This window comes from Blastococcus sp. SYSU D00669 (assembly GCF_054050715.1).
In genome coordinates this window covers 1-24739 of the sequence record NZ_JBJGZV010000023.1, presented here as the reverse complement: position 1 = coordinate 24739, position 24739 = coordinate 1, and the positions used below count along the sequence as shown (strand labels likewise).

At 75.0% G+C, this 24739-nt stretch carries 25 protein-coding genes; 11 read left to right on the top strand and 14 right to left on the bottom strand.

The features are described from left to right. Nucleotides 1-2: 2 nt before the first annotated feature. Nucleotides 3-533: a helix-turn-helix domain-containing protein gene (locus ACI8AF_RS16745; protein ID WP_456540867.1), complete on the bottom strand. Its 531-nt coding sequence runs from the start codon at nucleotides 531-533 to the stop codon at nucleotides 3-5. Between the two features lie 56 nt (nucleotides 534-589). On the opposite strand from ACI8AF_RS16745, the gene ACI8AF_RS16740 reads away from it, so the two are divergent. The 4 genes from ACI8AF_RS16740 to ACI8AF_RS16725 all read left to right on the top strand — a co-directional run bounded on the left by ACI8AF_RS16740 (nucleotide 590) and on the right by ACI8AF_RS16725 (nucleotide 2943). Then, nucleotides 590-931, top strand: coding sequence for a hypothetical protein (locus ACI8AF_RS16740; protein WP_456540866.1), 342 nt, complete (start codon nucleotides 590-592; stop codon nucleotides 929-931). A gap of 1 nt (nucleotide 932) precedes the next feature. Beyond that, a complete protein-coding gene (locus ACI8AF_RS16735) occupies nucleotides 933-1853 on the top strand; it encodes an alpha/beta hydrolase family protein (protein ID WP_456540865.1) in 921 nt (306 codons plus the stop codon). Between the two features lie 177 nt (nucleotides 1854-2030). Then, nucleotides 2031-2504 (top strand): cupredoxin domain-containing protein, encoded by a 474-nt coding sequence (locus tag ACI8AF_RS16730; RefSeq protein ID WP_456540864.1) that lies wholly within the window; start codon nucleotides 2031-2033, stop codon nucleotides 2502-2504. 19 nt (nucleotides 2505-2523) lie between these two features. Beyond that, nucleotides 2524-2943, top strand: coding sequence for a hypothetical protein (locus tag ACI8AF_RS16725; protein WP_456540863.1), 420 nt, complete (start codon nucleotides 2524-2526; stop codon nucleotides 2941-2943). Nucleotides 2944-3044: 101 nt separating this feature from the next. Here ACI8AF_RS16725 and ACI8AF_RS16720 read toward each other — a convergent pair whose 3' ends face one another. From ACI8AF_RS16720 to ACI8AF_RS16690, 7 genes are all read right to left on the bottom strand, one after another. Continuing rightward, the gene (locus ACI8AF_RS16720; protein ID WP_456540862.1) at nucleotides 3045-4052 is read right to left on the bottom strand and encodes a sugar phosphate isomerase/epimerase family protein; all 1008 of its coding nucleotides are present in this window, start codon (nucleotides 4050-4052) and stop codon (nucleotides 3045-3047) included. 11 nt (nucleotides 4053-4063) lie between these two features. Beyond that, the gene (locus ACI8AF_RS16715) at nucleotides 4064-5227 is read right to left on the bottom strand and encodes a Gfo/Idh/MocA family protein (RefSeq protein ID WP_456540861.1); all 1164 of its coding nucleotides are present in this window, start codon (nucleotides 5225-5227) and stop codon (nucleotides 4064-4066) included. 68 nt (nucleotides 5228-5295) lie between these two features. Further along, nucleotides 5296-6351, bottom strand: coding sequence for a substrate-binding domain-containing protein (locus ACI8AF_RS16710; RefSeq protein ID WP_456540860.1), 1056 nt, complete (start codon nucleotides 6349-6351; stop codon nucleotides 5296-5298). Nucleotides 6352-6459: 108 nt separating this feature from the next. Next, on the bottom strand, nucleotides 6460-7572 hold the full coding sequence (locus ACI8AF_RS16705; protein ID WP_456540859.1) for an ABC transporter permease: 1113 nt from the start codon (nucleotides 7570-7572) through the stop codon (nucleotides 6460-6462). After that, the gene (locus tag ACI8AF_RS16700) at nucleotides 7569-9131 is read right to left on the bottom strand and encodes a sugar ABC transporter ATP-binding protein (RefSeq protein ID WP_456540858.1); all 1563 of its coding nucleotides are present in this window, start codon (nucleotides 9129-9131) and stop codon (nucleotides 7569-7571) included. The genes ACI8AF_RS16705 and ACI8AF_RS16700 overlap by 4 nt, the downstream gene beginning before the upstream one ends. A 151-nt stretch (nucleotides 9132-9282) precedes the next feature. Continuing rightward, nucleotides 9283-10452: an ROK family protein gene (locus ACI8AF_RS16695; protein WP_456540857.1), complete on the bottom strand. Its 1170-nt coding sequence runs from the start codon at nucleotides 10450-10452 to the stop codon at nucleotides 9283-9285. 39 nt (nucleotides 10453-10491) lie between these two features. Further along, nucleotides 10492-11163: an alpha/beta fold hydrolase gene (locus ACI8AF_RS16690; RefSeq protein ID WP_456540856.1), complete on the bottom strand. Its 672-nt coding sequence runs from the start codon at nucleotides 11161-11163 to the stop codon at nucleotides 10492-10494. 136 nt (nucleotides 11164-11299) lie between these two features. Here ACI8AF_RS16690 and ACI8AF_RS16685 point away from each other — a divergent pair, with 136 nt between their 5' ends. Continuing rightward, the gene (locus tag ACI8AF_RS16685; RefSeq protein WP_456540855.1) at nucleotides 11300-12727 is read left to right on the top strand and encodes an NAD(P)/FAD-dependent oxidoreductase; all 1428 of its coding nucleotides are present in this window, start codon (nucleotides 11300-11302) and stop codon (nucleotides 12725-12727) included. A gap of 18 nt (nucleotides 12728-12745) precedes the next feature. On the opposite strand, the gene ACI8AF_RS16680 is transcribed toward ACI8AF_RS16685, so the two are convergent. The 4 genes from ACI8AF_RS16680 to ACI8AF_RS16665 all read right to left on the bottom strand — a co-directional run bounded on the left by ACI8AF_RS16680 (nucleotide 12746) and on the right by ACI8AF_RS16665 (nucleotide 16734). Then, a complete protein-coding gene (locus ACI8AF_RS16680; protein ID WP_456540854.1) occupies nucleotides 12746-13522 on the bottom strand; it encodes a sporulation protein in 777 nt (258 codons plus the stop codon). Nucleotides 13523-13596: 74 nt separating this feature from the next. Next, nucleotides 13597-14286 carry an alpha/beta hydrolase gene (locus ACI8AF_RS16675; protein ID WP_456540853.1) on the bottom strand — a complete coding sequence of 230 codons (690 nt, stop codon included), beginning with the start codon at nucleotides 14284-14286 and terminating at the stop codon, nucleotides 13597-13599. After that, nucleotides 14283-15551 (bottom strand): erythromycin esterase family protein, encoded by a 1269-nt coding sequence (locus tag ACI8AF_RS16670; RefSeq protein WP_456540852.1) that lies wholly within the window; start codon nucleotides 15549-15551, stop codon nucleotides 14283-14285. The genes ACI8AF_RS16675 and ACI8AF_RS16670 overlap by 4 nt, the downstream gene beginning before the upstream one ends. Before the next feature lies 1 nt (nucleotide 15552). Beyond that, a complete protein-coding gene (locus ACI8AF_RS16665) occupies nucleotides 15553-16734 on the bottom strand; it encodes a carboxylate-amine ligase (RefSeq protein WP_456540851.1) in 1182 nt (393 codons plus the stop codon). A 307-nt stretch (nucleotides 16735-17041) separates the two neighbouring features. On the opposite strand from ACI8AF_RS16665, the gene ACI8AF_RS16660 reads away from it, so the two are divergent. Then, nucleotides 17042-17473, top strand: a complete 432-nt coding sequence (locus ACI8AF_RS16660) for an ester cyclase (protein ID WP_456540850.1) — start codon at nucleotides 17042-17044, stop codon at nucleotides 17471-17473. A gap of 9 nt (nucleotides 17474-17482) precedes the next feature. On the opposite strand, the gene ACI8AF_RS16655 is transcribed toward ACI8AF_RS16660, so the two are convergent. Continuing rightward, on the bottom strand, nucleotides 17483-19453 hold the full coding sequence (locus ACI8AF_RS16655) for an amylosucrase (RefSeq protein ID WP_456540849.1): 1971 nt from the start codon (nucleotides 19451-19453) through the stop codon (nucleotides 17483-17485). 112 nt (nucleotides 19454-19565) lie between these two features. After that, nucleotides 19566-20141, bottom strand: coding sequence for a carboxymuconolactone decarboxylase family protein (locus ACI8AF_RS16650; protein WP_456540848.1), 576 nt, complete (start codon nucleotides 20139-20141; stop codon nucleotides 19566-19568). 80 nt (nucleotides 20142-20221) lie between these two features. Here ACI8AF_RS16650 and ACI8AF_RS16645 point away from each other — a divergent pair, with 80 nt between their 5' ends. The 5 genes from ACI8AF_RS16645 (at nucleotide 20222) to ACI8AF_RS16625 (ending at nucleotide 24652) form a co-directional block, all read left to right on the top strand. Continuing rightward, entirely contained in the window at nucleotides 20222-21130 is a 909-nt protein-coding gene (locus tag ACI8AF_RS16645; RefSeq protein ID WP_456540847.1) for an alpha/beta hydrolase fold domain-containing protein, read from the top strand. Nucleotides 21131-21222: 92 nt separating this feature from the next. After that, nucleotides 21223-22176, top strand: a complete 954-nt coding sequence (locus tag ACI8AF_RS16640) for a S1C family serine protease (protein WP_456540846.1) — start codon at nucleotides 21223-21225, stop codon at nucleotides 22174-22176. 23 nt (nucleotides 22177-22199) lie between these two features. Next, on the top strand, nucleotides 22200-22673 hold the full coding sequence (locus tag ACI8AF_RS16635) for an SRPBCC family protein (RefSeq protein ID WP_456540845.1): 474 nt from the start codon (nucleotides 22200-22202) through the stop codon (nucleotides 22671-22673). Nucleotides 22674-22735: 62 nt separating this feature from the next. Beyond that, nucleotides 22736-23614, top strand: a complete 879-nt coding sequence (locus ACI8AF_RS16630; RefSeq protein ID WP_456540844.1) for a GNAT family N-acetyltransferase — start codon at nucleotides 22736-22738, stop codon at nucleotides 23612-23614. 114 nt (nucleotides 23615-23728) lie between these two features. Further along, a complete protein-coding gene (locus ACI8AF_RS16625; protein WP_456540843.1) occupies nucleotides 23729-24652 on the top strand; it encodes a GGDEF domain-containing protein in 924 nt (307 codons plus the stop codon). Nucleotides 24653-24739 lie beyond the last annotated feature (87 nt).

The following is a 24739-nucleotide window of genomic DNA, read 5'->3' as shown; positions in this document are numbered from 1 at the left end:
GGTCAGCTGCCGGGCAGTTGGACGACGTGCACGATCCGGCGGCGCCGGCCCTCCCCCGGGCCGGCCGCCATCCGCTCCAGCAGCAGGGCGCGCAGCGCGAGCACGAACGAGGAGAACTCCTCGTCGGTCTGCCACAGGGCGACCGTGCGGTAGCCGACGCCGTCACCCGCGAGGTCGGGAGGCTCACCGGCGCCGTCGAGGTAGCGGTCGAAGTCCGCGAGGACACCGGCGACGAAGGTGCCGAACGCGTTCCGGTGCTCCTCCCCGGACAGGGAGGCGAGCTCGGCGGCACTCGGTGACGCCGCCCGGTCCACCAGCCGGTAGCTGCGCTCGGTGGCGCCGCGGACCCGGCGCTCGCCCACCACCTCCAGCACGCCGGCCTCGGCGAGGACGCCGACGTGCCGGTACAGCGTGGCCGCGGGCACGTCGGACAGCTCGGCCCGCAGGTCGGCCGTGGTCAGCGTCCGGCCGCCGAGGAACGTCTGGACGACGCGCAGCCGGACGGGGTGCAGGAGCAGGTCCGCGGTCACCATCCGACTCCACCGTTCTCATGTTTGACATCGGTCGCAGCGATGAGAATAATCGAGGCATGGCCACCCTGCAACGCACCGCTGACACCGTCCGCGTCTCCTTCACCCCCGCCGAGAAGCTGGGCGGCCTCGTACGAGACCTCGAGGTCCCCCGCAGCGCGGTCACCGGCGTCGCTCTCGTGACCGACCCCCTCGCCGACCTGCGGGGCCTGCGCGCGCCCGGCCTGGGGGTGCCCGGTGTCCGCAAGATCGGCACCTGGCGCCGGCGGGGCACCCGCACGCTGGTCAGCATCCGGCGGCACCAGCCCGCCGTCCGGGTCGACCTCTCCGGCCAGCGCTACGACACCCTGCTCATCGGGGCGGACGACGCCGCGGCGCTCGCCGCCGAGCTCGGCGGCTGACGTGCGCGAGATCCGCCTCGTCACCCCCGGCGGCCTGGCCGGCACCCTCGCGCTCCCCGAGGCGCCCGGTCCGGTGCCGGCGGTCCTGATCGCCTCGGGCTCGGGGCCGCTCGACCGCGACAGCAACCACAAGCGGGCCCGGTTCGACGTCGCCCGCCAGCTGGCGCACGCCCTCGCCGACGCGGGGCTGGCCTCGCTGCGCTACGACAAGCGCGGCGTCGGCGAGAGCCCCGGCGACTGGCGCCGCGTCGGCCTGCTGCAGAACGTCGACGACCTCGGCGAGGTCCTCGACGCGCTCGCCGCCCGCCCGGAGGTCGACCCCGGCCGCCTGCTGCTCGCCGGCCACAGCGAGGGTGCGCTGCTCGCCGCGGCCCTGGCCGCCCGCGGGGCACCGGTCGCCGGCGTCGTCCTGCTGTCGTCGTCGGCCACCCCCGGCGACGAGCTGCTGCGCTGGCAGGCGAGGCAGATCGCGCCCACGCTGCCCGCGCCGGTCCGCGGGCTGCTGCGGCTGCTGCGCACCGATCTGGAGGCGAGGGTCGCGCGCAACCACGAGAAGATCCGCGCGACCACCACCGACGTCGCCCGCATCGACGGGGCGCGGCTCAACGCCCGGTGGACCCGCGAGTTCCTCGACCACGACCCGCGCGCCGACCTCCGTCGCATCACCGTCCCGGTGCTGGCGGTGACCGGCGCCAAGGACCTGCAGGTCGACCCCGCAGACCTCGACGTCGTCGCCGCGACCGTGCCCGGCCCGGTCACCGTGCACCGCGTCCCCGACCTGACGCACACCCTGCGCCGGCAGCCCGGGGCGCCGTCGCTCTCCGCCTACCGCCGTGAGCTGCGCGAGCCGGTCGACGCGGAGGTGCTCGACCTGGTGGCGGGGTGGTGCCGTGCGGTGACGGCGCTCGGGGCGAGCGCCTAGCGCGCGCGAAGGTCTGGTCCCCGGTTGCGGAACCGGGCAGAGTCGCCCGCACCCGGAGGACTCACACGGTCTTCACAGGCAGCGGAGGGTTCCGGGAGTTCCTACAAGGTTGCAGTATCTGGCCAGCGGGATCGCGCGCCGTCCGGGGCGCCGGCCGCCGGTCCGTGAGGAGGCACCGTGTTCCATGCCCGCCGACGTTCCGCCGCCGTGGTGCTCGCCGTCGCGCTCGGCGCCCTCACCGCGTGCGGGGGCGGCGACGACGAGGGCGGCGACGCCGCCTCGGGTACGACCACGACCAGCAGCAGCAGCGCCACGTCCAGCGCGCCCGCCGAGACCAGCGCCGCCGAGACCAGCTCGAGCGCCCCGGCGGAGACCCAGGCCCTGGCCGTGAGCTCGGTCGACTTCGACTTCGAGATGGACAGCACCCAGCTGGCCGCCGGCGAGTACGAGATCACGCTGACCAACAACGGGGACGCCACCCACGACCTCGTCGTCGAGCGCGACGGCTCCGACGTCGCGGCCAGCGAGCAGATCGGCCCTGGCGAGTCCAGCACCTTCACCGTCACCCTCGAGCCCGGCTCGTACGCCTTCTACTGCTCCATCGGCAACCACCGGCAGATGGGCATGGAGGTCGACGTCACCGTCTCCTGACCAGGAAGAGGTGTCCGCGATGACCACGGCGACCGCACCGGCCCGCACCGGGTCCGGGGCCCTGATCTGGGTGCTGCGCCTGCTCGGCGCCGCCGCCCTGGTCGGGCTGGCCTGGATCCACTGGTACCTGTGGCAGCAGGGCTACGACTCGATCGACGTCATCGGCCCGTCGTTCCTCGCCAGCGTCGTCCTGGGGATCGGCGGTGCGCTGCTGGTCCTGGTCACCCCGCTGCGCTGGCTGCCGGTCGCGGCGGTGCTCGGGGCGCTGCTGTGCCTGGGCACGCTCGGGGCGCTGATCGTCTCCACGACCGTCGGCCTGTTCGGCTTCAAGGAGTCGACGGCGGCGGAGCTGTGGTGGGAGTCGTTCTGGGTGGAGGCGGCGGGCTTCGTCGTCCTGGCGGTGCTGGCCGTGGTCGCCGCCCGCCGCCGACGCACCTGACGCCGGCGCCCGACTTCTGCCGAGATCGCGTGATCTCGGCAGCTCAGCGCCCCTGACGTGCCGAGATCACGCGATCTCGGCACATCAGGGGCGCGATGCTCCTAGTTGCCGCTGGAGAAGGCGGCGTCGAAGGCGGCCGCCGGCGGGTCGAAGGCCAGCCGCCGGACGAACGCCAGCGCCTCGGGGGCGCCGACGAGCCGGTCCATGCCGGCGTCCTCCCACTCCACCGAGATCGGCCCGTCGTAGCCGATCGTGTTGAGCATCCGGAAGCACGCCTCCCACGGGACGTCGCCGTGGCCGGTGGAGACGAAGTCCCAGCCGCGCCGCGGGTCGGCCCACGGCAGGTGGGAGCCCATGCGGCCGTTGCGGCCGTTGCCCACCTGGCGCTTCGCGTCCTTGCAGTCGACGTGGTAGATCCGGTCCTTGAAGTCCCAGATGAACGAGACCGGGTCCAGGTCCTGCCAGACGAAGTGGCTCGGGTCCCAGTTGAGGCCGAACGCCTCGCGGTGGCCGATGGCCTCCATGGTGCGGACCGTCGTCCAGTAGTCGTAGGCGATCTCCGACGGGTGCACCTCGTGCGCGAACCGGACGCCGACCTCGTCGAAGACGTCGAGGATCGGGTTCCAGCGGGCGGCGAAGTCGGCGTAGCCGTCCTCGACCATCGACTCGGGCACCGGCGGGAACATCGCCACGGTCTTCCAGATCTTCGACCCGGTGAACCCGACGACGGTCTTCACCCCGAGCTTGGCCGCCGCGCGGGCGGTCAGCTTCATCTCCTCGGCGGCCCGCCGGCGCACGCCCTCGGGGTCGCCGTCGCCCCAGACGCGCTTGTTGACGATGTCGCGGTGCCGCTCGTCGATCGGGTCGTCGCAGACCGCCTGGCCGTTGAGGTGGTTGGAGATGGCCCACACCTTGAGGCCGTACTTGTCCAGCAGCGCGAGGCGCTCCTGCACGTAGGCGTCGTCGTTCGCGGCGCGCTCGACGTCGAGGTGGTCGCCCCAGCAGGCGATCTCCAGGCCGTCGTAGCCCCACTCGGAGGCGAGCCGGGCCACCTCCTCGAACGGCAGGTCGGCCCACTGGCCGGTGAACAGCGTGATGGGACGGGGCATGCGGAACTCCCTCAGATCGCGGTGAAGGTCGAGTGGTCGGCGGCGCTGCGCTCCACCGCCGCGAGCACCCGCTGCACCTGCAGCCCGTCGGCGAACGACGGCGTGGGGTCCTCGCCCGCGGCGATGGCGGTCAGCAGGTCGACGACCTGGTGGGTGAAGCCGTGCTCGTACCCCAGGCCGTGCCCGGCCGGCCACCAGGCGGCGACGTAGGGGTGGTCGGGCTCGGTGACGACGATGCGCCGGAACCCGGCGGTCGCGGCCGGCCCGGTCGCGTCGAGGAAGTGCAGGACGTTCATGTCCTCGAAGTCGAACGCGACGCTGCCTTCCGAGCCGTTGATCTCGATCCGGATGGCGTTCTTGCGGCCGGTGGCGAACCGGGTGGCCTCGAAGACGCCGAAGGCGCCGCCGTCGAAGCGCGCCAGGAACGCGGCGGCGTCGTCGACCGTGACCTGGCCGACGCCCTCGCCGCCGACGCCGGAGAGCGCGCCGCCGGCGGCGGCCAGCGGCCGCTCCTTGACGAACGTCTCCAGCATGCCGCTGACCCCGGTGATCGCCTGGCCGGTGATGTACTGCGCCAGGTCGATGATGTGCGCCCCGATGTCGCCGAGCGCGCCGGAGCCGGCCTTGTCCTTCTCCAGCCGCCACGACATCGGCGCCGACGGGTCGGCGATCCAGTCCTGCAGGTACTGCGCGCGCACGTGCCGGATCTCGCCGAGCCGGCCCTCCGCGACCAGCTGCCGGGCCAGGCCGATCGCCGGCACCCGGCGGTAGGTGAAGCCGACCATGGAGCGGACGCCGCGGGCCGCGGCGCGGGCGGCGGCCTCGGCCATCGCCTCGCCCTCGGCCACGGTGTTGGCCAGCGGCTTCTCGCAGAGCACGTGCTTGCCGGCCTCGAGCGCCGCGATGGCGATCTCGGCGTGCGTGTCGCCGGGCGTGCAGACGTCGACGAGGTCGACGTCGTCGCGCTCGAGCAACCGGCGCCAGTCGGTCTCGGTCTCCTGCCAGCCGAGGCGGGCGGCGGCGTCCTCGAGCCGGGCCTTGTCGCGGCCGACGAGCACGCGCAGCTCCGGCTGCAGCGGGAGGTCGAAGAAGTGCGGGGCGGTGCGCCAGGCCTGCGAGTGCGCGGCGCCCATGAAGGCGTAGCCGATCAGGCCGACACCGAGGGTGGGGGGCATGTGCGGGTCTCCCGGGAGGTGCGGTGCCGCCGGGGAGCGGGAGCTCCCCGGCGGCACCGCTGGGTGGGTCAGGACTCGAAGGCGCGGTCGATGTACTGGTCGACGTTCTCCGCCGTGACGACGGGGGCGTTCAGCACGATCGTGCGCGGGACCTCCGGGGAGATGAGGTCGGACAGCGACTTCTCCTGGGCGATCAGGCGGGCCAGGCGGATGCCGTCGGCGGCCTGCGTGTGCGGGTAGATGACGGTCGCCTGCAGCACGGAGTCACCGGACTGGATCTCCCGCATCGCGTTCGCCGAGCCGGCGCCGCCGACCATGATGAACTCGTCGCGGCCGGCGGCCTCGATGGCGGCCAGGACGCCGACGCCCTGGTCGTCGTCGTGGTTCCACAGCGCGTCGATCTGCGGCGCGGCCTGGAGCAGGTTCGCCGCGGCCTCCTCGCCGCCCTCGACGGTGAAGTCCGCCGCCACCCGGTTGCTCACCTCGAGACCGCAGTCGGACAGCGCGTCGGCGAAGCCCTGGCTGCGGTCCTGGGTCAGCGGCAGCGAGTCGATGCCGGCGATCTCGGCGACGATCGCGTCGGGGTTGTCGCCCACCTGCTCGCAGATGTACGTGCCGGCGGAGACGCCCATGCCGTAGTTGTCGCCGAGGATCGTGGCGCGGGCGGCGAACGGGCTGTTGAACTCGCGGTCGACGTTGATGACCGGGATGCCGGCCTCCATCGCCTGCAGCGCGACCGGGGTCATCGCGTCGCCGTCGAACGGCAGCAGCACGATCACGTCGACGCCCTCGTTGATGAAGGTCTCGACCTGGCTGATCTGCGTGCTGACGTCGTTGGTGCCCTCGGCGACCTGCAGCTCGACGTCGCCGTACTCCTCGGCCGCGGCGCGGGCGGCCTCGGTGATGCCGGCCATCCAGCCGTGGTCGGCGGCGGGGGCCGAGAAACCGATGGTGACGGTCTCGCCCTCCTCGTCGTTCGAGCTGGCGGCGTTGGAGCCGCCGCCGTCCCCGGACTCCTCCTCGGGGGTGTTGCTGGTGCAGCCGGCCACGAGCGCGCCGGCTGCGATCAGGCCCACGGCCGTGGGCATCAGGCGCCGGAACCGGCGCTGCCGCACTGCAGACATCGATCTCTCCTCGGTTGAACGGGCTCTGCGACGCAGAGCCGGTCCTGGTCCGGTGGACCGGGTGGTCCACCGGGGTCGTGCCGACCGGGCGCGGGACTCCGCGCCGGGTCAGGTCGTGGGGGTGGTGGGGGCGGCCGGCGGGGCGGCCGATCCCCCGGAGACGACGCCGCCGGGTCCACCGGGGGCGCGCGCGGACCGCAGCCGGCCCTCGCGGCTGGCCAGCCGCTGCTGCAGCAGGACGGCGAGCACGATGATCACGCCGCGGGCGACGTTCTGGGCGGAGCTGGACAGGTTGTTCAGGGTGAAGACGTTGCCCAGCGTGGTGAAGAGCAGCACGCCCAGGACGGTGCCGACGATCGTGCCGCGGCCGCCGATGAGCAGCGTCCCGCCGATGACGACGGCGGCGATCGCGTCGAGCTCGTAGAGCGTGCCGTGGGTGGAGCTGCCGGTCGTCGTCCGGGCCATGAGCATGACCGCGGCGATGCCGCAGGTGACGCCGGAGAGCACGTAGAGCCAGACGGTGTGCCGCTGCACCCGGATGCCGGCCAGGCGGGCGGCCTCGGCGTTGCCGCCGACGGCGAAGGTGCGCCGGCCGAAGGTGGTCCGGTTGAGCAGCACCCAGCCGATCGCCGCGACCAGGGCGAAGATGATCACCAGGGCCGGGACGCCGAGCACGCTGGCGTTGAAGAAGTCGAGGAAGTCCTCGTCGCGGACGATCTGCGTGCGCCGGTTGCTCAGGATCTCGGCCAGGCCGCGGGCGGCGGCCAGCATGGCCAGCGTCGCGATGAACGCGGCGAGCTTGCCGTACGCGATGACCACGCCGTTGACCAACCCGCAGCCGGCGCCCACCGCGATCGCGGTGAAGACCATGACGATCCAGTGGAAGTCCTCGGCCATGGTCTGCGTGGCCAGCGTGGTGGCCCAGACCGAGGACAGCGCCACGATGGCGCCCACCGACAGGTCGATGCCGCCGCCGATGATCACGAAGGTCATGCCCACGCTGACCACGCCGATGACCGCGGCCAGCCGCAGGATCGTGAGCACGTTGTCGACGTCGGCGAACCGGTCGCCGGCGGTGATGACGCCGACGACGCAGAGGATCACGAGGGCGACGACGAGGCCGAGCAGCCGGCCGAACGGGCCGGCCATCAGCCCCGGGCCGCGGCTCGGGCCCGTCGCGGTGGTCGACCCACCCGTGGTCGTGCTGGTCGGCGCGCTCATGCTGCGTCCCCTCCGTGCCGGGTACCTGCGGGGACGTCGACCGTCCCCTCCATGACCATGTCGAGCACCGCGTGCTCGTCGAGGGCGCCGGCCGGCCGTTCGGCCACGACGGCGCCGTCCGAGACGACGAGGACCCGGTCGGCCAGACCGAGGACCTCGGGGATCTCGCTGGAGACCACGACGACCGCCACCCCGCGGTCGGCGAGGGTGCGGATCAGGGCGTAGATCTCCGACCGCGCGCCGACGTCGACGCCGCGGGTGGGCTCGTCGAGCAGCAGCACCTTGCAGTCGCGCAGCAGCCAGCGGGCCAGGACGACCTTCTGCTGGTTGCCGCCGGAGAGGGTGCGCACCTCGCGCTCGACGTCGGCAGGCCGGACCTCCAGCGCGGTCACCTGCTCGCGGGCCGCGGCCCGCTCGGCGCCGCGGGCGAGGAAGCCGGTGCGGGCGAAGCGCGCCAGGCTCGAGATGCTGATGTTGCGGTAGACCGCCTCGCCGAGCAGCAGCGCCTGGCTCTTGCGCTCCTCCGGCGCCAGGCCGATGCCGGCGGCCACCGCCGAGCCGACGTCCCCCGACCGCAGCCGCTTGCCGGCGACCCGGACCGAGCCGGCGCTGGCCCGGCGGGCGCCGTAGACGGTCTCCAGGATCTCCGACCGGCCCGAGCCGACCAGGCCGGCCAGGCCGACGATCTCGCCGGGGCGGACGGTGAACGAGACGTCGGCGAAGTGCCCGGTCAGCGACAGGCCCTCCACCTCGAGCACCGGCGCCTGGTCGGCCGCCACGTCGGTCCGCCGCTCGGGGAAGACGTACTCGATGTCACGGCCGGTCATCAGCGTGATGACCTGGCGGGTGGGGGTCTCGCGGACCGGCAGGCCGGTGGCGACCGTCCGGCCGTCCTTGAGGACGGTGATCCGGTCGCCGATCGCGCGGATCTCCTCCAGCCGGTGGGAGATGTAGACGACGGCGACGTCGTGGGCGGTGAGGTCGCGGATGACCCTGAACAGCCGCTGGACCTCCTCGTTGTCCAGCACGGCCGACGGCTCGTCCATGATGATCAGCTGCGCGTTCTGCGACAGCGCCCGCGCCATGCTGACCACCTGCTGGGCGGCCGCCGGCAGGGAGCCGACCTCGGCGGTCGGGCGGATCTCGGGGTGGCCGAGCCGCGTGAGCAGCTCGGCGGCCTCCCGGTTGGCCTGCGCCGGGCGCGAGAGGCCGAACCGCGAGCGCTCCCGGCCCAGGAAGACGTTGTCGGCCACGGTGAGGCCGGAGACCAGGTCGAGCTCCTGGTAGATCGTCGCGATCCCGAGGCTCATCGCCGCCTGCGGGTTGCCCAGCCGCACGTGCTCGCCGCGCCACGTGATCTGCCCGGCGTCGGGCTGGTGGGCCCCGGCCAGCACCTTGATCAGCGTCGACTTGCCCGCGCCGTTCTGGCCGAGCAGGCAGTGCACCTCGCCGGCGCGGACGTCGAGGTCCACGCCGTCCAGCGCGCGCACACCCGGGAACGCCTTCACGATCCCGTGCATCTCCAGCAGCGGTGCACCCGCTCGGGACGCCTCGTCCACCGATCCACCCCCGGACTTCTGCTCAGCGTTGACCATTAGTCGGCTCGGCGGAGAACATAAGGGGGTGCAGAGGGGTGGTCAAGGCCACAGGGCGGTGTTCACCGAACTGAGATGAAAGGTGACCGCCGTCACGCAGCCTAGGCGGCCCGGTTCAGCGGGCGGCGAGGGCCTGGTGGACGGCGGCCTCGTCGAGGAACCCCTCGATCGCCATGAGGGCGGCACCGACCCGGCCGGAGCGGTCGGGGGCGTCGCTGACGGTGATCTCCAGCGACCGCGCGGCCAGCGGCATCGAGCGCCGGTAGACGGTCTCGCGGATGCCGGCCAGGAGCGGCAGGCCTGCCTGGGCCACGCCGCCGGTCATCACGATGCGGTGCGGGTTGAAGAAGTTGACCAGCGCGGCCAGGACCGTGCCGATCGTCCGGCCGGCTTCGCGCACCAGCTCGAGGGCCGCGCCGTCGCCGTGCACCGCGAGCTCGACGACGTCGCGCGTGCTGGTCACCGGCAGCCCGGCCGCCAGCGCGTCGCGCAGCAGCGCCCCGCCGCCGGCGAACGCCTCGAGGCAGTTCTCGTTGCCGCACCGGCAGGTGACGGTGCGGCCGTCGGGCTGGGAGACGTAGATGTGCCCGATGTCGCCCGCGCTGCCCTGGGCGCCGCGGTAGACCCGCCCCTCGACGATCACGCCGCAGCCGATGCCGGTGCCGACCTTCACGACGAGCACGTCCTGCAGCGACCCGGCGACGCCCATCTCGCCCAGCGCCATCACGTTGACGTCGTTGTCGACGTAGACCGGGCACTCGTAGCGGCCGAAGGCGCCCGGGATCGGGAAGTCGTGCCAGCCGGGCATGATCGGCGGGTGCGACGGCCGCCCGGTCGAGAACTCCACCGGCCCGGGCACCCCGACGCCGACCGCGCGGACGTCGTCCGGCGTCAACCCCGCCTCGGCGAGCACCTTCTGCGCCAGCCGGTCGGCCTCGGCGAGCACCGGGCCGGGGCCCTCGGCGATGTCGATCGGGTGCCCGGCGGTGGCGAGGATCTGCGCGGACAGGTCGGTGACGGCGACGTCGACGCTGGTGACGCCGAGGTCGACGGCGAGCACGCAGCCGGCGCGGCTGTTGAAGCGCAGGATCGTCGGCGGGCGGCCGCCGGTGCTCCAGCCCCGGCCGCCCTCCTCCAGGAGGTTGGCCGCGATGAGCTGGTCGACCCGCGCGCTGACCGTGTTCCGCGAGGCGCCGGTGAGCGCGACGAGGTCCGCCCGGCTGCGGGCGCGGCCGGTCCGCACGTGCCGCAGCAGCGCGCCGGCCGAAGCAGAGGTGGACCCCACGGCGTCATAGTGGCACGTCGGGGCGCCCCCGCCGGGCGGTCAGCCGCCCGGCGCGACCCGAGCGGGTGGCGCTTCCTCCGCCGACCGGAGGAGGCCGGCGACCGCGTCGGGGCGGGTCAGCGGCGTCATGTGCGCGGCCCCGGCCAGCTCCACCAGCCGTCCGCGCGGCGCCGCGGTCGCCACGGTGCGGGCCCACTCCGCGGGGCACAGCGCGTCCCGCGTGCCGCGGACCACGGTGACCGGCACGCGCACGCGGCGCAGCCGGAGGTCGGTGCGGTCCGGCGCGGCCGAGCGCCACAGCGCCGCCATCGCCCGCGGCCCGGTGCGCAGCCACTGGGCCAGCACGAGCGGGTACTGCCACGGCGGCTCGCGCAGCGCCGTCGCCAGCCAGCGCCCGGCCAGCCCCCCCGGCGAGCGCAGCCGCGGGTCGGTGGTCGGCCCGAGCAGCACGACGGCCACGACCCGTGCGTCGTCCGCCGCCGCGGCGACCACCTGGCAGCCCTGCGAGTGCCCGACCAGCACCACCGGCCCCTCGCCCAGCCGGGCGCGCAGCACCGCGGCGAGCGCGTCGACCGGGGGCACCGGCTCGCGCCGCCCCATCCCGGGCAGCGGGACGACGTCGGCGGGCACGCGCCGGCGCACCCGCGCCCACGAGCGGGCGTCGAGTCCGAGGCCCGGGACGAGGACGGCGCGGGGCCCTTCCGGCGGCATAACGGCCCCCTACCCGGCGTTGACCTGTGCGGAAAGACTCGATTGGCCTGAGCGACCGGTGGGCAGGGAGACTGTGTCCCGGATCGCCTCGGGCCCGTCGTGGCCGGAGACCCCCGGAGTGGGAGACTGATTCATCATGACGACATCACCAGCGGGCGTTCAGACAGGCAGCGGCTCCGCGACCGGCCGGCCGCGCGTGGTCATCGTGGGGACCGGCTTCGGGGGGCTGTTCGCCGCGCAGGCGCTCAAGCGCGCTGATGTCGACGTCACGATCATCGGCAAGACCGCCCACCACCTGTTCCAGCCGCTGCTCTACCAGGTGGCCACGGGTATCCTGTCGGAGGGCGAGATCGCCCCGGCCACGCGGGAGATCCTGCGTCGGCAGCAGAACGCCCGGGTGGTGCTCGGCGAGGTCACCGACATCGACCTGGCCGGCCGCACGGTCACCTCGACCGTGCTGGGCCGCACGACCGTGCACCCCTACGACGAGCTGATCGTCGCCGCCGGCGCCGGGCAGTCGTACTTCGGCAACGACCAGTTCGCCGAGTTCGCCCCGGGCATGAAGAGCATCGACGACGCCCTCGAGCTGCGCGGGCGCATCTTCGGCGCCTTCGAGCTCGCCGAGCTGGCCACCGACCAGGCCGAGATCGACCGGCTGATGACCTTCGTCGTCGTCGGCGCCGGCCCCACCGGTGTGGAGATGGCCGGCCAGATCGCCGAGCTCGCCCACCGCACGCTGCGCAAGGACTTCCGCAACATCGACCCGACGACGTCGCGGATCATCCTGCTCGACGCCGCGCCCATGGTGCTGCCCTCGTTCGGCGAGCGGCTCGGCGGCCGCGCCCGCCGGCAGCTCAACGACATCGGCGTCGAGGTCCAGCTCGGCGCGATGGTGACCAACGTCGACGAGAACGGCATCGAGGTCAAGGACGCCGACGGCCAGGTCCGCCGGATCAACGCGGCCACCAAGATCTGGGCCGCGGGAGTGCAGGCCTCCTCGCTGGGCCGGCAGCTGGCCGAGCAGTCCGGCGCCGACATCGACCGGGCCGGCCGGGTGTCGGTCCTGCCCGACCTCACGCTGCCCGGGCACCCCGAGGTGCACGTGGTCGGCGACATGATGAGCCTGGACAAGCTGCCGGGCGTCGCGCAGGTGGCGATCCAGGGCGGCAAGTACGCCGCCGACGCCATCAAGCGGCGGATCGCCGGCAAGGCCCCCGCCAAGCCCTTCCACTACTTCGACAAGGGCTCGATGGCGACGATCTCCCGGTTCTCCGCGGTCGCCGACATCGGCAACTTCAAGTTCCAGGGCTTCATCGCCTGGGTCCTGTGGCTGGTCGTCCACCTCTTCTACATCGTGGGCTTCAAGAGCCGGGTCACCACCGTGCTGCACTGGGCGGTGAGCTTCCTCGGCCGCGGCCGCTCGCAGCGCGTCGCCACCCAGCAGCAGGTCTACGGGCGGCTGGCCCTGGAGCACCTCGGCCCCGGCTTCGAGCAGTCGAAGACCGGCGGGCTCACCGACGGCGACGAGGTCCGCGGCGACCTCACCGGGCGGCGCACGGCCTGAACGAGGACCCCGCCGCCCCTAGAGCCAGCCGCGCCGGGCGCCGAGCCGGCGGACGGCGTCGTCGAGCTGCGCGGCGGCCGCCGCCAGGTCGGTGTGGTGCGGGAGGTACAGCCGTCCGGCGGCGTCGTACCCGTCGGTGAGCAGCCCACCGCGGCGGTCGACCTCGAGCACCACCTCGACGCCCTGCGGGTCGGCCAGGAAGGTCACCTCGAGCTCGTTGACGCGACCGCGCAGGTCGGGCGGCGGGGCGAACTCGACCTCCTGGTAGAAGGGCAGGTCGCTGCCGCGCAGCCGGCCCTTCTCCACGTCGGCGCCGACGAACCGGAAGCCGCGCTGACCCAGCGCCTGCAGCACGGTGCGCTGCACCGGCAGCGGGTGGACGGCGATGGCGTCGAGGTCGCCGGGGTCGACGGCGCCGGAGATGTCCACGCGGGTGCGCAGGCCGACCTTCATGCCCCGCAGGTGCCAGCCGTCCAGGGTGGTGAACGGGCACTGCAGCGGGACGGCGAAGCGGAACGGGACGCTGCGGCGCTCCCCCGGCTCGATGCGCGTCGCCCCGGCGATGGCGCCGGCGCCGAAGACGACGTCCTCCCGCCACTCGCCGTCCTGCCCCTCGACCTCGACGGTGGCGACCAGCTCGACCCGGATCTCGTCGACGTCCTGCGCCAGCTTGCCGCCGGTCACCGTCGCCGTCCCCGACACGGTGCCCCCGGGCGTGGTGTCGGCGGAGTCGAGCACCGTCTCGACGTCGGCGCCGCCGGCGCCGAGGCGGGCCATGAGGTTGCGGAAGGCCATCGCTGCACTCCTGTCGTGGGCGGGAGCTGCCCGGCCGGCAGCCCGCGTGCCCGGGCAACGTCCCCGGCTCCCCGTCAGGTTCCGCCGGCCGGCCACCAGGCGAGGGCCCGGCGCACGAGGTCGGGCGGCACCACGTGCCCGCCGTCGAACTCCTCGTAGGTGACGTCGTAGCCCTCGTCGCGCAGCGCCCGCGCGACCCGCCGGCCGCAGACCTCGACGGGCAGCACCCGGTCGCCCGTGCCGTGCGAGATCCACACGCGCGGCCGCCCGCGCACCGCCGACGGCGCGACGAACCCGGGCGAGAACGCGAGCACCGCCTCGACGAGGTCGCCGTTGCCGAGGCCCAGCGAGAGGGCGTACGAGGCGCCGTCGGAGAAGCCGGCGAAGGCGACGCGGGCGACGGCGCAGGCGTCGTCCACGGCGTCGAGCGCCGCGTCGAGCGCGGCGACGTCGCGACCCCAGCCGCCGGTGAGCAGGTCCCACGTGCCGGCGGCGGACGTGGGCGCGAGCACCAGGACGCCGCGCTCCCCGGCGACGCCACCGAGCGCGGCGAGGCCCTGCGCGGCCGTGCCGCCGGCCCCGTGGAAGAACACCAGCAGCGGCCGCGGCGCGGGCTCCCCCGGTGGGACGGCGAGCACCGCCTCCACGCCCGGTCCGAGGTCCAGCTCGTGCAGGCCGGCGCCGAGCGGCCGCCGCGGCTCCGCCGCCGTCGGGCGGGCGTCCAGCCGGCCGTCGGCGGCCCGGCGCGGGGCGGCGCCGGTCACGTCGCGTGCGCCAGCGGCGGCACGTGCTCGTCGGCCCGCTCCAGGTGCAGCGGCTGCAGCGGGCGCGTGTCCTCGAACCAGAGGAAGGCGTCGTAGCGCTCGCCGAGCACGGTGGGCACGTAGTTGCCCCAGCGCTCCCGCTCCGGCCGGTAGACGACGCCGATGGCGCGGTGGTCCAGCCGCCGGTCCAGCCAGGCGGGCCGGTGGCCGCCGTCCCAGACGAGCAGCGCGTCGCGGCCGACCTCCTCGTGCAGCAGGGCCTCGAGGCTGCCGGCGCGGGCCGGCGGCACCGGCATGCGCTGCATCTGCGCGCCCCACGCCTCGGCGGCGACCACTCCCCCGCGGTGGCCGCCCGCGCCGACGAGCACCACCCGGTCCCGGCCGTGCCGCTCGCGGAGCAGCTGGCCGAGGTTGACCATCCCGGCGGCGGCCATGTCGGTGTGGCGGGCGTCGCCGATGTGCGTGTTGTGCTCCCAGACGACCGCCTTGCCGGCGGTGTGCTCGAGGAGCCGGTCGAGGGCGTCGGCCATGTGCACGTCGCGGACGTTCCACGACTCGGCAGAGCCGCGGACCATGGCCCGGTAGTAGCGCTCGGCGTCGACGACGACCGCGGCGTTCTGCTCGGCGGCGAACCGGCCCTCGGCATCGGTCGCCGACCCGGCCCGCCCGCGCTCCTCGCACAGGTGGCGCAGCAGGTCGACGACCGCCTGCTCGCACGTCGACGGCGCGACCCGGCTGGCGAAGGCGTACTCCGCGCCGTCCTCGCCGAACGGTTCGAAGCAGCGGAGCGCGCGGACCGCGGTCTCCACCGAACCGGGCTCGTGCTCGCGCAGCCACCCGACGAGCTCGTGCATGGAGTCCCAGAGGCTGTAGACGTCGAGCCCGTAGAAGCCGACCCGGTCGTCGTCGGGGCGGCCGGCGTTGAACGCCCGCAGCCACCGGCAGAAGTCGACGACCTCGTCGTTGGCCCACATCCAGGTCGGCCACCGGGTGAAGGCGTCGAGCTCGTCGTGCGGGTCGTCGGCGGCGCCGGGCCGCGCGCGCACGCTCCGGTTCACCCGGTAGCAGTCGGGCCAGTCGCCCTCGACGGCGACGAGGCCGAACCCGCGCTCGGCGACCAGCCGGCGGGTCAGCGCGGCCCGCCAGGCGTAGTACTCGTGGGTGCCGTGGCTGGCCTCGCCGATCGCCACCACCCGCGCGTCGCCGACGCGCTCCAGCAGCGGGTCGAGGTCGGCCGGGCCGGCCAGCGCACGGACACCCACCACGTCAGCCGCCTCCGGTGCTCCCCTCCCGCACGACGGCCGCCGCGACCGCGCGGGGATCCCGCGTGCGCAGCCAGGTCCTCCGCTGCCGCGCCGCCGACGTACCCCGCGAGAGCAGCCCGCCAACCAGCTCGCCCACCTGCTCCCACTCGCCGGCGGCCCGCAGGTCGTCCTCCAGCTCGGTCAGCAGCCGGCGGACCGCCAGGCGGGCGTCGACGAGCGTGCCGAGCACCGGGTCGAACAGCTCCCCGCACAGGCCGTGCCGCGCGGCCCGCCAGCGGGCGGCCCGCAGCAGCTCGGGGCGCACGTCGGGACAGGGCTCGCCCCGCTCCGCGCGGCCGGCCAGCACCCGCACCAGCGAGCGGGCCAGGGCGGCGTGCAGGACGGCGTCGTCGACCCTGGTGCACACGTCGCCGATGCGGAACTCGAGCGTGGGCAGGTGGTAGGAGGGGCGCACGTCCCAGTACAGGTTGGAGGAGTCCTCGACGACACCGGAGGCGACGAGGCCGGCGACCACCTCGGCGAACCGGTCGGCGCCGCCCAGGTACTCGGGCGGGCCGCTGTTGGGCCAGCGCGACCACCACTGCGTGCGGTAGCTGTCGTAGCCGGTGTCCTGCCCGTCGTGGAACGGCGAGCTCCCGGTCATCGCCAGCAGCACCGGCAGGTACGGGCGGACGCGGTCCATGACCGCCACCGCCGTGTCGACGTCGGGGACGCCGACGTGCACGTGGCAGCCGCAGATGTCCTGCTGCAGCGCGAGCACCGCCCACCGCTCCACCATCGCCTCGTACCGGGGCGCGGCGGTGAGCTCGAGGTCGCGCCACGAGCCGAACGGGTGCGTGGACGCGGCGAGGACCGCCCGCCCGGCCGAGGCCGCCGCGGCCGCCGCCTCCGCGCGGGTCGCGCTCAGCTCGGCGTGCAGGTCGTCCATCGAGGCGCAGACGCCGGTCGCGGTCTCCAGCTGCGTCGTGGTGATCTCGGCGTGCAGGTGCCGCCCGGCCCGGCCGGACATCGCCGACGCCGACAGCTCGGGCGCCGGCGCGAGCGCCAGGGTCTCCGGGTCGACGAGGTGGAACTCCTCCTCGACGCCGAAGGTGGCGCCGGCCTGCGGCACCGGCCCGGGCGCGAGCGCGGGGCCGCCGAGATCGGGCGGGACCGGCAGCGGCGCACCGGAGGGACGTTCCATCGCGCGCTCCTCTGCACTGAGGGGCGGGACGCCGTCCGGCGGCGCCGCCGGGGGAACCGGACGCGGGGACGGCACGAACCTCTGCCGTGCCGGAACGGTACGGCCTCCGGGTGAACGGGCGCACCCCCTCAGATGGACGGATCGGGACCGGATGGGGTCCACGTCCCGCACGCGGCCGCACGGCCGTTCGGCCGTGGCCCGCCCGCCGCGGCGGGCGTTGACTCCTCCACGGTCCCGCGGCCGCCGCCCGGGCGGCCCGCCCGGCACCGCCGGGACCGCCGGGACCGCCGACGCGAGGGGGATCCCGGTGACCAGTGACACCGCGACGATCACGGACGTGGCCCAGGCCTTCGTCGACGCCTGCGAGACGGGCCGCGGCTGGGAGGGGTGCAGCGGCTACTGCCACCCGGACGCGGGCTTCTCGGCACAGGCGGCACCGCTGGCCGACGCCCGCACGGTGCGGGACTGCACGGAGTGGATGAAGGGCCTGCTGACCGTGCTCCCGGACGGTCGGTACGAGGTCCGGGCGCTCGCCACGGACCCGGCGCGGGACGCCGTCTGCGTGTACGCGGTGTTCACCGGCACCCACACCGGGGACGGCGGACCCGTGCCGCCGACGGGGCGGCGCACGACCAGCGACCACGTCTACGGGCTGGAGTTCGACGGCGGCAGGATCAGCGGGATGACCAAGATCTGGAACTCCGGCCACGCCCTGGAGGAACTCGGCTGGGCCGGCTGACCGGGCCGGTCACGGTTCGGCGAACCAGGCGAAGCCGAGGCCCGGCAGCAGGAGCCTGCCGCGCGCCACCCGGGGCGGGCCGTCGCTGCTGAGCACCGGCACGTAGGTGCCGAAGCCGGTGACGGTGTCGGCGTCGACGTGCTGCGGCGCCGGCGAGAAGTTGGCCAGTCCGACGAAGACGCCGCTGCGCGGGTGCCTCCGGCGCCAGGCCAGCACCGCCTCGCTGCCGACGTCGAGCACCTCCGACCCCGTGCCGCCGCGCAGCGCGAGCAGCGACCGGCGCACCTCGCCCAGCCGGCGGATCCGGGCGAACACCCGGCCCTCGAGCGTCGCGGGCTCGGCCCGGCGCGCGGCGGCGGCCCAGTCCATCGGCGGCCGGTGCAGCCAGCGGTTGTCCGGCGCGCGCTCGGGGTCGGCCAGGTAGCCGCGGTCGTTGCGCAGGGCCAGCTCGTCGCCCATGTAGAGCAGCGGGACCCCGCCCCAGGCGTAGGCGACGGAGTACAGCAGCTCCAGCCGGCGGATCCCGGCCTCCAGCGCGTCCTCGTCGCCGTCCGCCAGCGCCGCCTCGATGCCGCACAGCGACGCCGCGGAGCCCGAGATGCGCGCGTCGCCGGTGGCCTCGTTCTCCTGGAAGAGCGCGCCGCGGGCGAACGAGCCGGGGTAGCGGCCGGAGTAGAAGTCGTTGAGGAAGCGCCGGTGGGCGAAGCCGTCGGCCCCGACCGCGGCGGCGTCCTCGTCGGAGACCGCCCAGCCGATGTCGTCGTGCCCGCGGACGTAGGTGACCCACGACGTCCCCGGCGGGATCGGCTTCATGCGGCGCAGGGACTGCCGGGCGAGCCGGGCGTCCTGCGTGGCCAGGCTGCTCCACAGCAGCACCATGAGCTGGTTGTGGTAGGCCAGCTCGCACTCGGGGCGGTACCGCTCGTGCCCGCCGAGGTAGGGCACCAGGTCGTCGGGGGACACGATGGCCTCGGCCTTGAAGACCACGCCGGGTGCGGCCAGCCGGGTGACGGCGTGCAGCAGCTGCAGCAGGGTGTGGCCCTCGGGCTGGTTCTGGCAGGTGGTGCCCAGCCGCTTCCACATGAACGGGACGGCGTCCATGCGGAAGACGTCGATCCCGCGGTTGGCCAGCCAGGTGATCTCGCCGAGCATCGCCAGGGCGACCTCGGGGTTGGTGTAGTCGAGGTCCCACTGGTAGGGCCAGAACGTCGTCCAGACCCAGCCGCCGGCGCCGCCGCAGGCCTCCGGCACCCAGCTGAACGACCCCGGCGCCCGGTCGGGGAAGACCTCCGGGATGGTGGCGTCGTACGCGTCGGGCAGCTCGCGGTCGGGGAAGGCGGTGTAGAAGCCGGCGAACGCGGGGTCGCCGGCCAGCCAGCGCTGCGCCCACGGGTGCTCGCGCGCGGTGTGGTTGAGCACCAGGTCGATGCACAGGCTCATGTCGCGCTCGTGCAGTGCCGTGGCCACCCCCTCCAGGTCGGCCATCGTGCCCAGCCGCGGGTCGACGGCGCGGTAGTCGGCGACCGCGTAGCCGCCGTCGTTCTCGCCCTCCCGCGGCCGCAGCAGCGGCATGAGGTGCAGGTAGGTGGTGCCCAGCTCCGCGAGGTGGTCGAGCCTCGACGGCAGCTCGGCCAGGGTGCCGCAGAACCGGTCGACGTAGCAGACGTAGCCCTGCACGCGGGCCCGCTGGAACCAGCCGGGGTCGATCTCGCGCCGCCGGTCGAGCCGGCGCAGCGGCGCCGGGCGCTCGGCCGCGGCGGCCAGGGCGAGCCGCAGCGCGCGGGCGAAGAGGTCGTCGGCCCGCTCGCCGTAGAGCACGGCCAGCGGCTCGTGGACGTCGAACAGGGCCAGCTCGGCGCGGGCGAGGAAGGCGTCGCCCTCGGCGCCGAGCGCGGCGTGCGCCTCGCCGGCCAGGGCGGGGCGCAGCGTGCGCCAGGCCGTCTCCGCCGCTGCTCGGCGGGTGGCGTCCGAGACCGTCATGCGCTGCCCTCTCCGTCGAGGTCGGCTGTCCTGCGGGGATCATGCTGCCGGGCCGACGGGGAGCGCGCGCCGGGCGGAGGACGCGGCCGCCGCCGCGCCCTCCGCCCGCTCGTCAGGCCGGCACGCGCTCGGCGAGCGGCCGGAGCTGGCAGGACGCCGCGAGACCGGCCGCCTCGATGCCCATGGCGACGTTGCTGCGGGTGTAGAAGTTGGCCAGCGCGATGAACGCGGTCAGCTCCAGCAGCGCCGGTGCCCCGAGCTGTTCGAGCAGCCGCGCGGACAGCTCGTCGGTCACCTCGATCGGCGTCCGGCTCATGGCCTCGGCGTACTCCATCACGTCGCGCTCGAGCGGTGTGAACACGTCGGAGACGCGCCAGCGGGGCACCTCGCGCGCCTTGTCCAGGTCGAGGCCCTCGTTGGCGGCCTGGAAGTAGCCGAGGTCGAGGCAGAAGCTGCAGCCGAGGAGGCTGGCGACCGCCATGTGGGCGAAGGACTTCAGGTGCAGGTCGCAGGCGTCCCACTTCTGCGTCTTGCGGCCGAGGCCGAAGCCGAAGTTGAGCACCTTGCGGTTGTGCCACATCACGCCGACCGCGTCGGGCACCTGCCCGAGCATCTTGCGGGACATGCGCGTCACCAGGGCGCCGTAGATGCCGGTCACCTCGGCTGGCGGGATCCTCGTCGTGGTCACGTCTCCTCCTCCGTTCGATGAGTTCGCGACATGGAGACGGCCGCCCCCGCCGGGATGTGACATCGGGGAGGATCCCGGCCATGTCACCGCGCGTGCTGCCCGGCATCGACTACGCACCGGCCGATCCGCCGGGCAGCCGCGGACACCGGCTGGACCTGCACCTGCCCGAGGGGGAGGGGCCCTGGCCGCTGCTGATCGCCATGGGTGGCAGCGCGTTCCTGGACGACGCCGGCTCCTGCTACGCGGCGGAGCTCGCACCGTGGTTCACCGATGCGGGGTTCGCGGTCGCCGGGGTGTGCACCCGGTCGAGCGGCCAGGCTCGTTTCCCGGCGCAGGTGCACGACGTGAAGGCCGCGATCCGCTGGCTGCGCGCGCACGCCGGCGAGCACGGTCTCGATCCCGACCGGTTCGCCGTCATGGGCGACTCGTCGGGCGGCTGGACCGCCGCCATGGCCGGCCTGGCCGGCGACCCCCTGGAGGGCTCGCTCGGGGAGACCGGCGCCTCCAGCGCGGTCCAGGCCGTCGTCGACCTCTACGGGCCGACCGACTTCCTGCAGATGGACGCGCACATGCTGCCCGGTGCCTGCGGGTCGTTCAACGAGCTCATGGGGCTCACCGAGTGCCACGACGACCCGAGGTCCCCCGAGTCGCGGCTGATGGGCTTCCCGATCCGCACCCGGCCGGACGACGTCCGTGCGGCCGATCCCTGCGCCTACGCCCGGCCGGACGCCCCGCCGTTCCTCATCGCGCACGGGCAGCTGGACGCCCTCGTGCCGCACCACCAGAGCGAGCTGCTGTTCGCGGCGTTGGCGGCAGCCGGCGCCGAGGTGACGTTCTTCTCCGTGCCGGGGGTCGGGCACGACAAGGAGATCGTCTCGCCCGGCACCCCGGAGGCCGTGGTGCGCTCGACGTCGCCCCGCGGCACCGGGGAGGAGACGCGGCCGACGCTGGACGCGATCGAGCGCTTCCTGCGGGTCGCGCTCGGGTGACTGTTCACCCGGAGCGGAACGGGTGCCGCGGACGCGATCGGCGGCGTTCACTGGTCGTGTAATCCCGTAATCACGTCGGAAGGGGGCGCCCGATGAGCGTCCTGCCCGAGCCCGGGACCGAAGCGGCCCTGGACGCCTACTCCCGCATCGTCACCGCCGTCGCCGCCGACCTCACGCCGCACGTCGCCGCCCTGCAGGTCACGGGCGCCGACGGCCGCGCCGGGGCCGGGTCGGCCGTCGTCTTCACCCCCGACGGCCTGCTGCTCACCAACGCGCACGTGGTCGCGCGGTCCAAGCGGGGCCGGGCCGTGTTCAGCGACGGCACCGAGGCCGACGTCGACGTCGTCGGCGCCGACCCCCTGTCCGACCTGGCCGTCGTCCGCGCGCGGACGGCGACCCCTCCCCCGGCCGAGCTGGGCGACGCGGGCTCCCTGCGGGTGGGCCAGCTGGTGGTCGCCGTCGGCAACCCCCTGGGGCTGGCCGGCTCGGTGACCGCGGGCGTGGTGAGCGGCCTCGGCCGGTCGCTGCCCACCCGCGACGGCCGCACCGCGCGCGTGGTCGAGGACGTCATCCAGACCGACGCCGCGCTCAACCCGGGCAACTCGGGCGGCGCGCTGGCCGACTCCGCCAGCCGCGTCGTCGGCATCAACACCGCCGTCGCCGGGTGGGGCCTGGGCCTCGCGGTGCCGATCAACGACACCACCCGGCGGATCGTCGGCTCGCTGATCACCGACGGGCGGGTGCGCCGGGCGTACCTGGGCCTGGTCAGCACGCCGGCGCCGCTGCCCGCCCAGCTGGCCGAGCGCACCGGCCGGCGGCTGGGCCTGCGGATCGTCGACGTCGTGGCCGGCTCCCCGGCCGACCGGGCGGGGCTGAAGTCCGGCGACCTGGTGCTCGAGGCCGGCCGGCGGCCCGTGGCCGAGGCGCAGAGCCTGCAGCGGCTGCTGTTCGCCGACGCGATCGGGCAGCCGCTGCCGGTGACCGTGTACCGGCGCGGGGCGATGGTCGACGTCATCACCGTGCCCACCGAGCTGACCGGCGGCTGAGCCCCGCCTGCCAGACTGCGGGCGTGCCCAGCCTGACGCACCAGGGATCGACCGTCGTCGCCGTCCCGCCGGAGGAGCTCTACGACCTCGTCGCGGACGTGACCCGCACCGGCGAGTGGAGCCCGGTCTGCGTCGCGTGCTGGTGGGACGACGGCGCCTCGGGCCGGGTCGGCGACTGGTTCACCGGCCGCAACGAGACGCCGGCGCGCACCTGGGAGACGCGCAGCCAGGTGGTGGCCGCCGACCGCGGCCGCGAGTTCGCCTTCGTCGTCGGCGGCTCCCTGGTGCGGTGGCGCTACACCTTCCGGCCGGTCGAGGGGGGCACCGAGCTGACCGAGTCGTGGGAGTTCCTGCCCGCCGGGCTCGCGCTGTTCGCCGAGCGCTACGGGGCCGACGCCGACGCCCAGATCGCCGAACGCACCCGGGCCGCGCACGAGGGCATCCCGGCGACGCTCGCCGCGATCAAGCGGATCGCGGAGGGCGCCGCGGCGCAGTAGGGTCCGGGCGTCCCGCACCGGTAGCGGCCTCCCCCGGTTCCCATGCCCTCCGGAGGCCGGTCATGACGTCCGTCGAGGTGCGGCCCTTCCGGCGCGCCGACCGCGATCAACTGGCAGACCTGGTGAACGCCCACGTGGCGACGGTGGTGCCGGGCCTCGCCGTCCCGGTCAACACCCTGCTCAGCCGGCTCGAGTCGGAGCCCGGCGAGTTCATCGTCGACCCCTGGGTGGCCGAGCGGCACACCCTCGTCGCCGAGCAGCGCGGGCGGGTCGTCGCCGCCGCGCACCTGGTGCGCTACGCCGGCACCGCCGGTGTGGGCGAGGGCCACCGCGACGCCGGGGAGGTCCGCTGGCCGGTCTGCTGGCCCGAGGCGCCGTTCTGGCCCGACGCGGCGCGGGCCGGGGACACGCTGGCGGCCGCCGCGGTCGCGTGGTTGACCCGGTCCGGGGTCCGGCGGCAGTACGCCGACGGCGCCCTCCCGGCACCGGGCCTCTACGGGCTGCCGGAGCAGTGGCCGCACGTGCGGCGCATCCTGCGCGACGCCGGGTTCCGGCCCGGCTCCCGCACCGAGGACGTGTACCTGGCCGACGTCGCCGTCCTCCCGCGCCCGGCGCCCCCGCTCCCCGGCCTGACCACCCGCCGCACGCTCGGGGTCAACAGCACCCGCTTCACCGGGCTGCTCGACGGCGCGGAGGTCGGCCACGTGGAGGTGGAGGACCGCGGCGGCGACACCGGCCGGATCGTGCAGCAGCGCGGCTGGGCCGACGTCGGCAACCTGCACGTCGCCGAGGCCCACCGGCGCCGCGGGCTGGCCACGTGGCTGCTGGGCGAGGCCGCGGAGTGGCTGCGGCTGGGCGCGTCGACCGGCTGCTCGACTACCGCGCCCCCGAGGAGGCGGCCTACCGCGCCTTCCTCGAGCACGCCGGCTTCCGCGTGCTGACCCGCACCACCCGCGGTGGGAGCGGCCGGTCTCCCCCTCCCGGGGGTGACGGGCGCCGCCGTCCTGCACCCACCCCCCTCCACGTGCCGATGGTCGCGGCGAGGGAGGGATGTCATGCACGCCGGTCGACCGGCGGCGACGCGGATGCTGTCGCTGCTGTACGCGCTCAGCGGTGCGCTGTGCCTGGCGGGCGCGGCGCGGCCGATGGACGCGCGCACCCCGGTGACCCTCCTGTGGGTGCTCGGCGCCGTCGGGCTCGGGACCGGGACGGCGGTGTGGCTGGCCGGCCGGCGCGTCGGACCCGCCGCGCAGCACGTGCTGGCGGCCGGCATGGCCGTGCTCATCGGGCTGCTGGCCTGGCGCTCGGCGACCGCCGTGGGCATCGTCGGCCTCGGTCCCGTCCTCATCGCCCTCGGCACGTACGCCGCCTGGTTCTTCCGGCTCGGCCCCGCCCGCGTGCACGTGCTGCTGGTCGTCGTGGCCGCGACCGCCGGCGCGGTCGCCGCCCGGCCCGGCGGGTTCGCCTCGGCCTGGGTGCCGGTCGTGGTCGCCACCCTCGTGCTCACCGAGGTGCTGGCCCGGCTGGCCGCCTCGCTGCGCTCCGCCGCGACCACCGACCCGCTCACCGGCGTGGCCAACCGGCGCGCCTGGGAGCTGGAGGCCGAGCGCAACCTGGCCCACGCCAGCCGCACCGGCGAGCCGCTCACCGTCGCGATCCTCGACCTCGACGCCTTCAAGGAGGTCAACGACACCGAGGGGCACGGCGCCGGGGACGCGCTGCTGCGCGACCTGGCGCACCGGTGGAGCGGGCAGCTGCGCCGCGCCGACCTCCTCGGCCGCTACGGCGGTGACGAGTTCGTGCTGTGCCTGCCGGGCACCGACACCGCCGGCGCCACCGAGATCCTCGAGCGGCTCGACGCCAGCCACGACTTCGGCTGGTCGGTCGGGGTAGCCGGCGTCCGCCCCGGGGACACCCTGGGCAGCGTGCTCGCCCGCGCCGACGCCGACCTCTACCGCCACAAGCGCAGCCACCGCTGACGGCCCCCTCCGCGGTGGGGGGGGGGGGGGGGGGGGGGGGGGGGGGGGGGGGGGGGGGGGGGGGGGGGGGGGGGGGGGGGGGGGGGG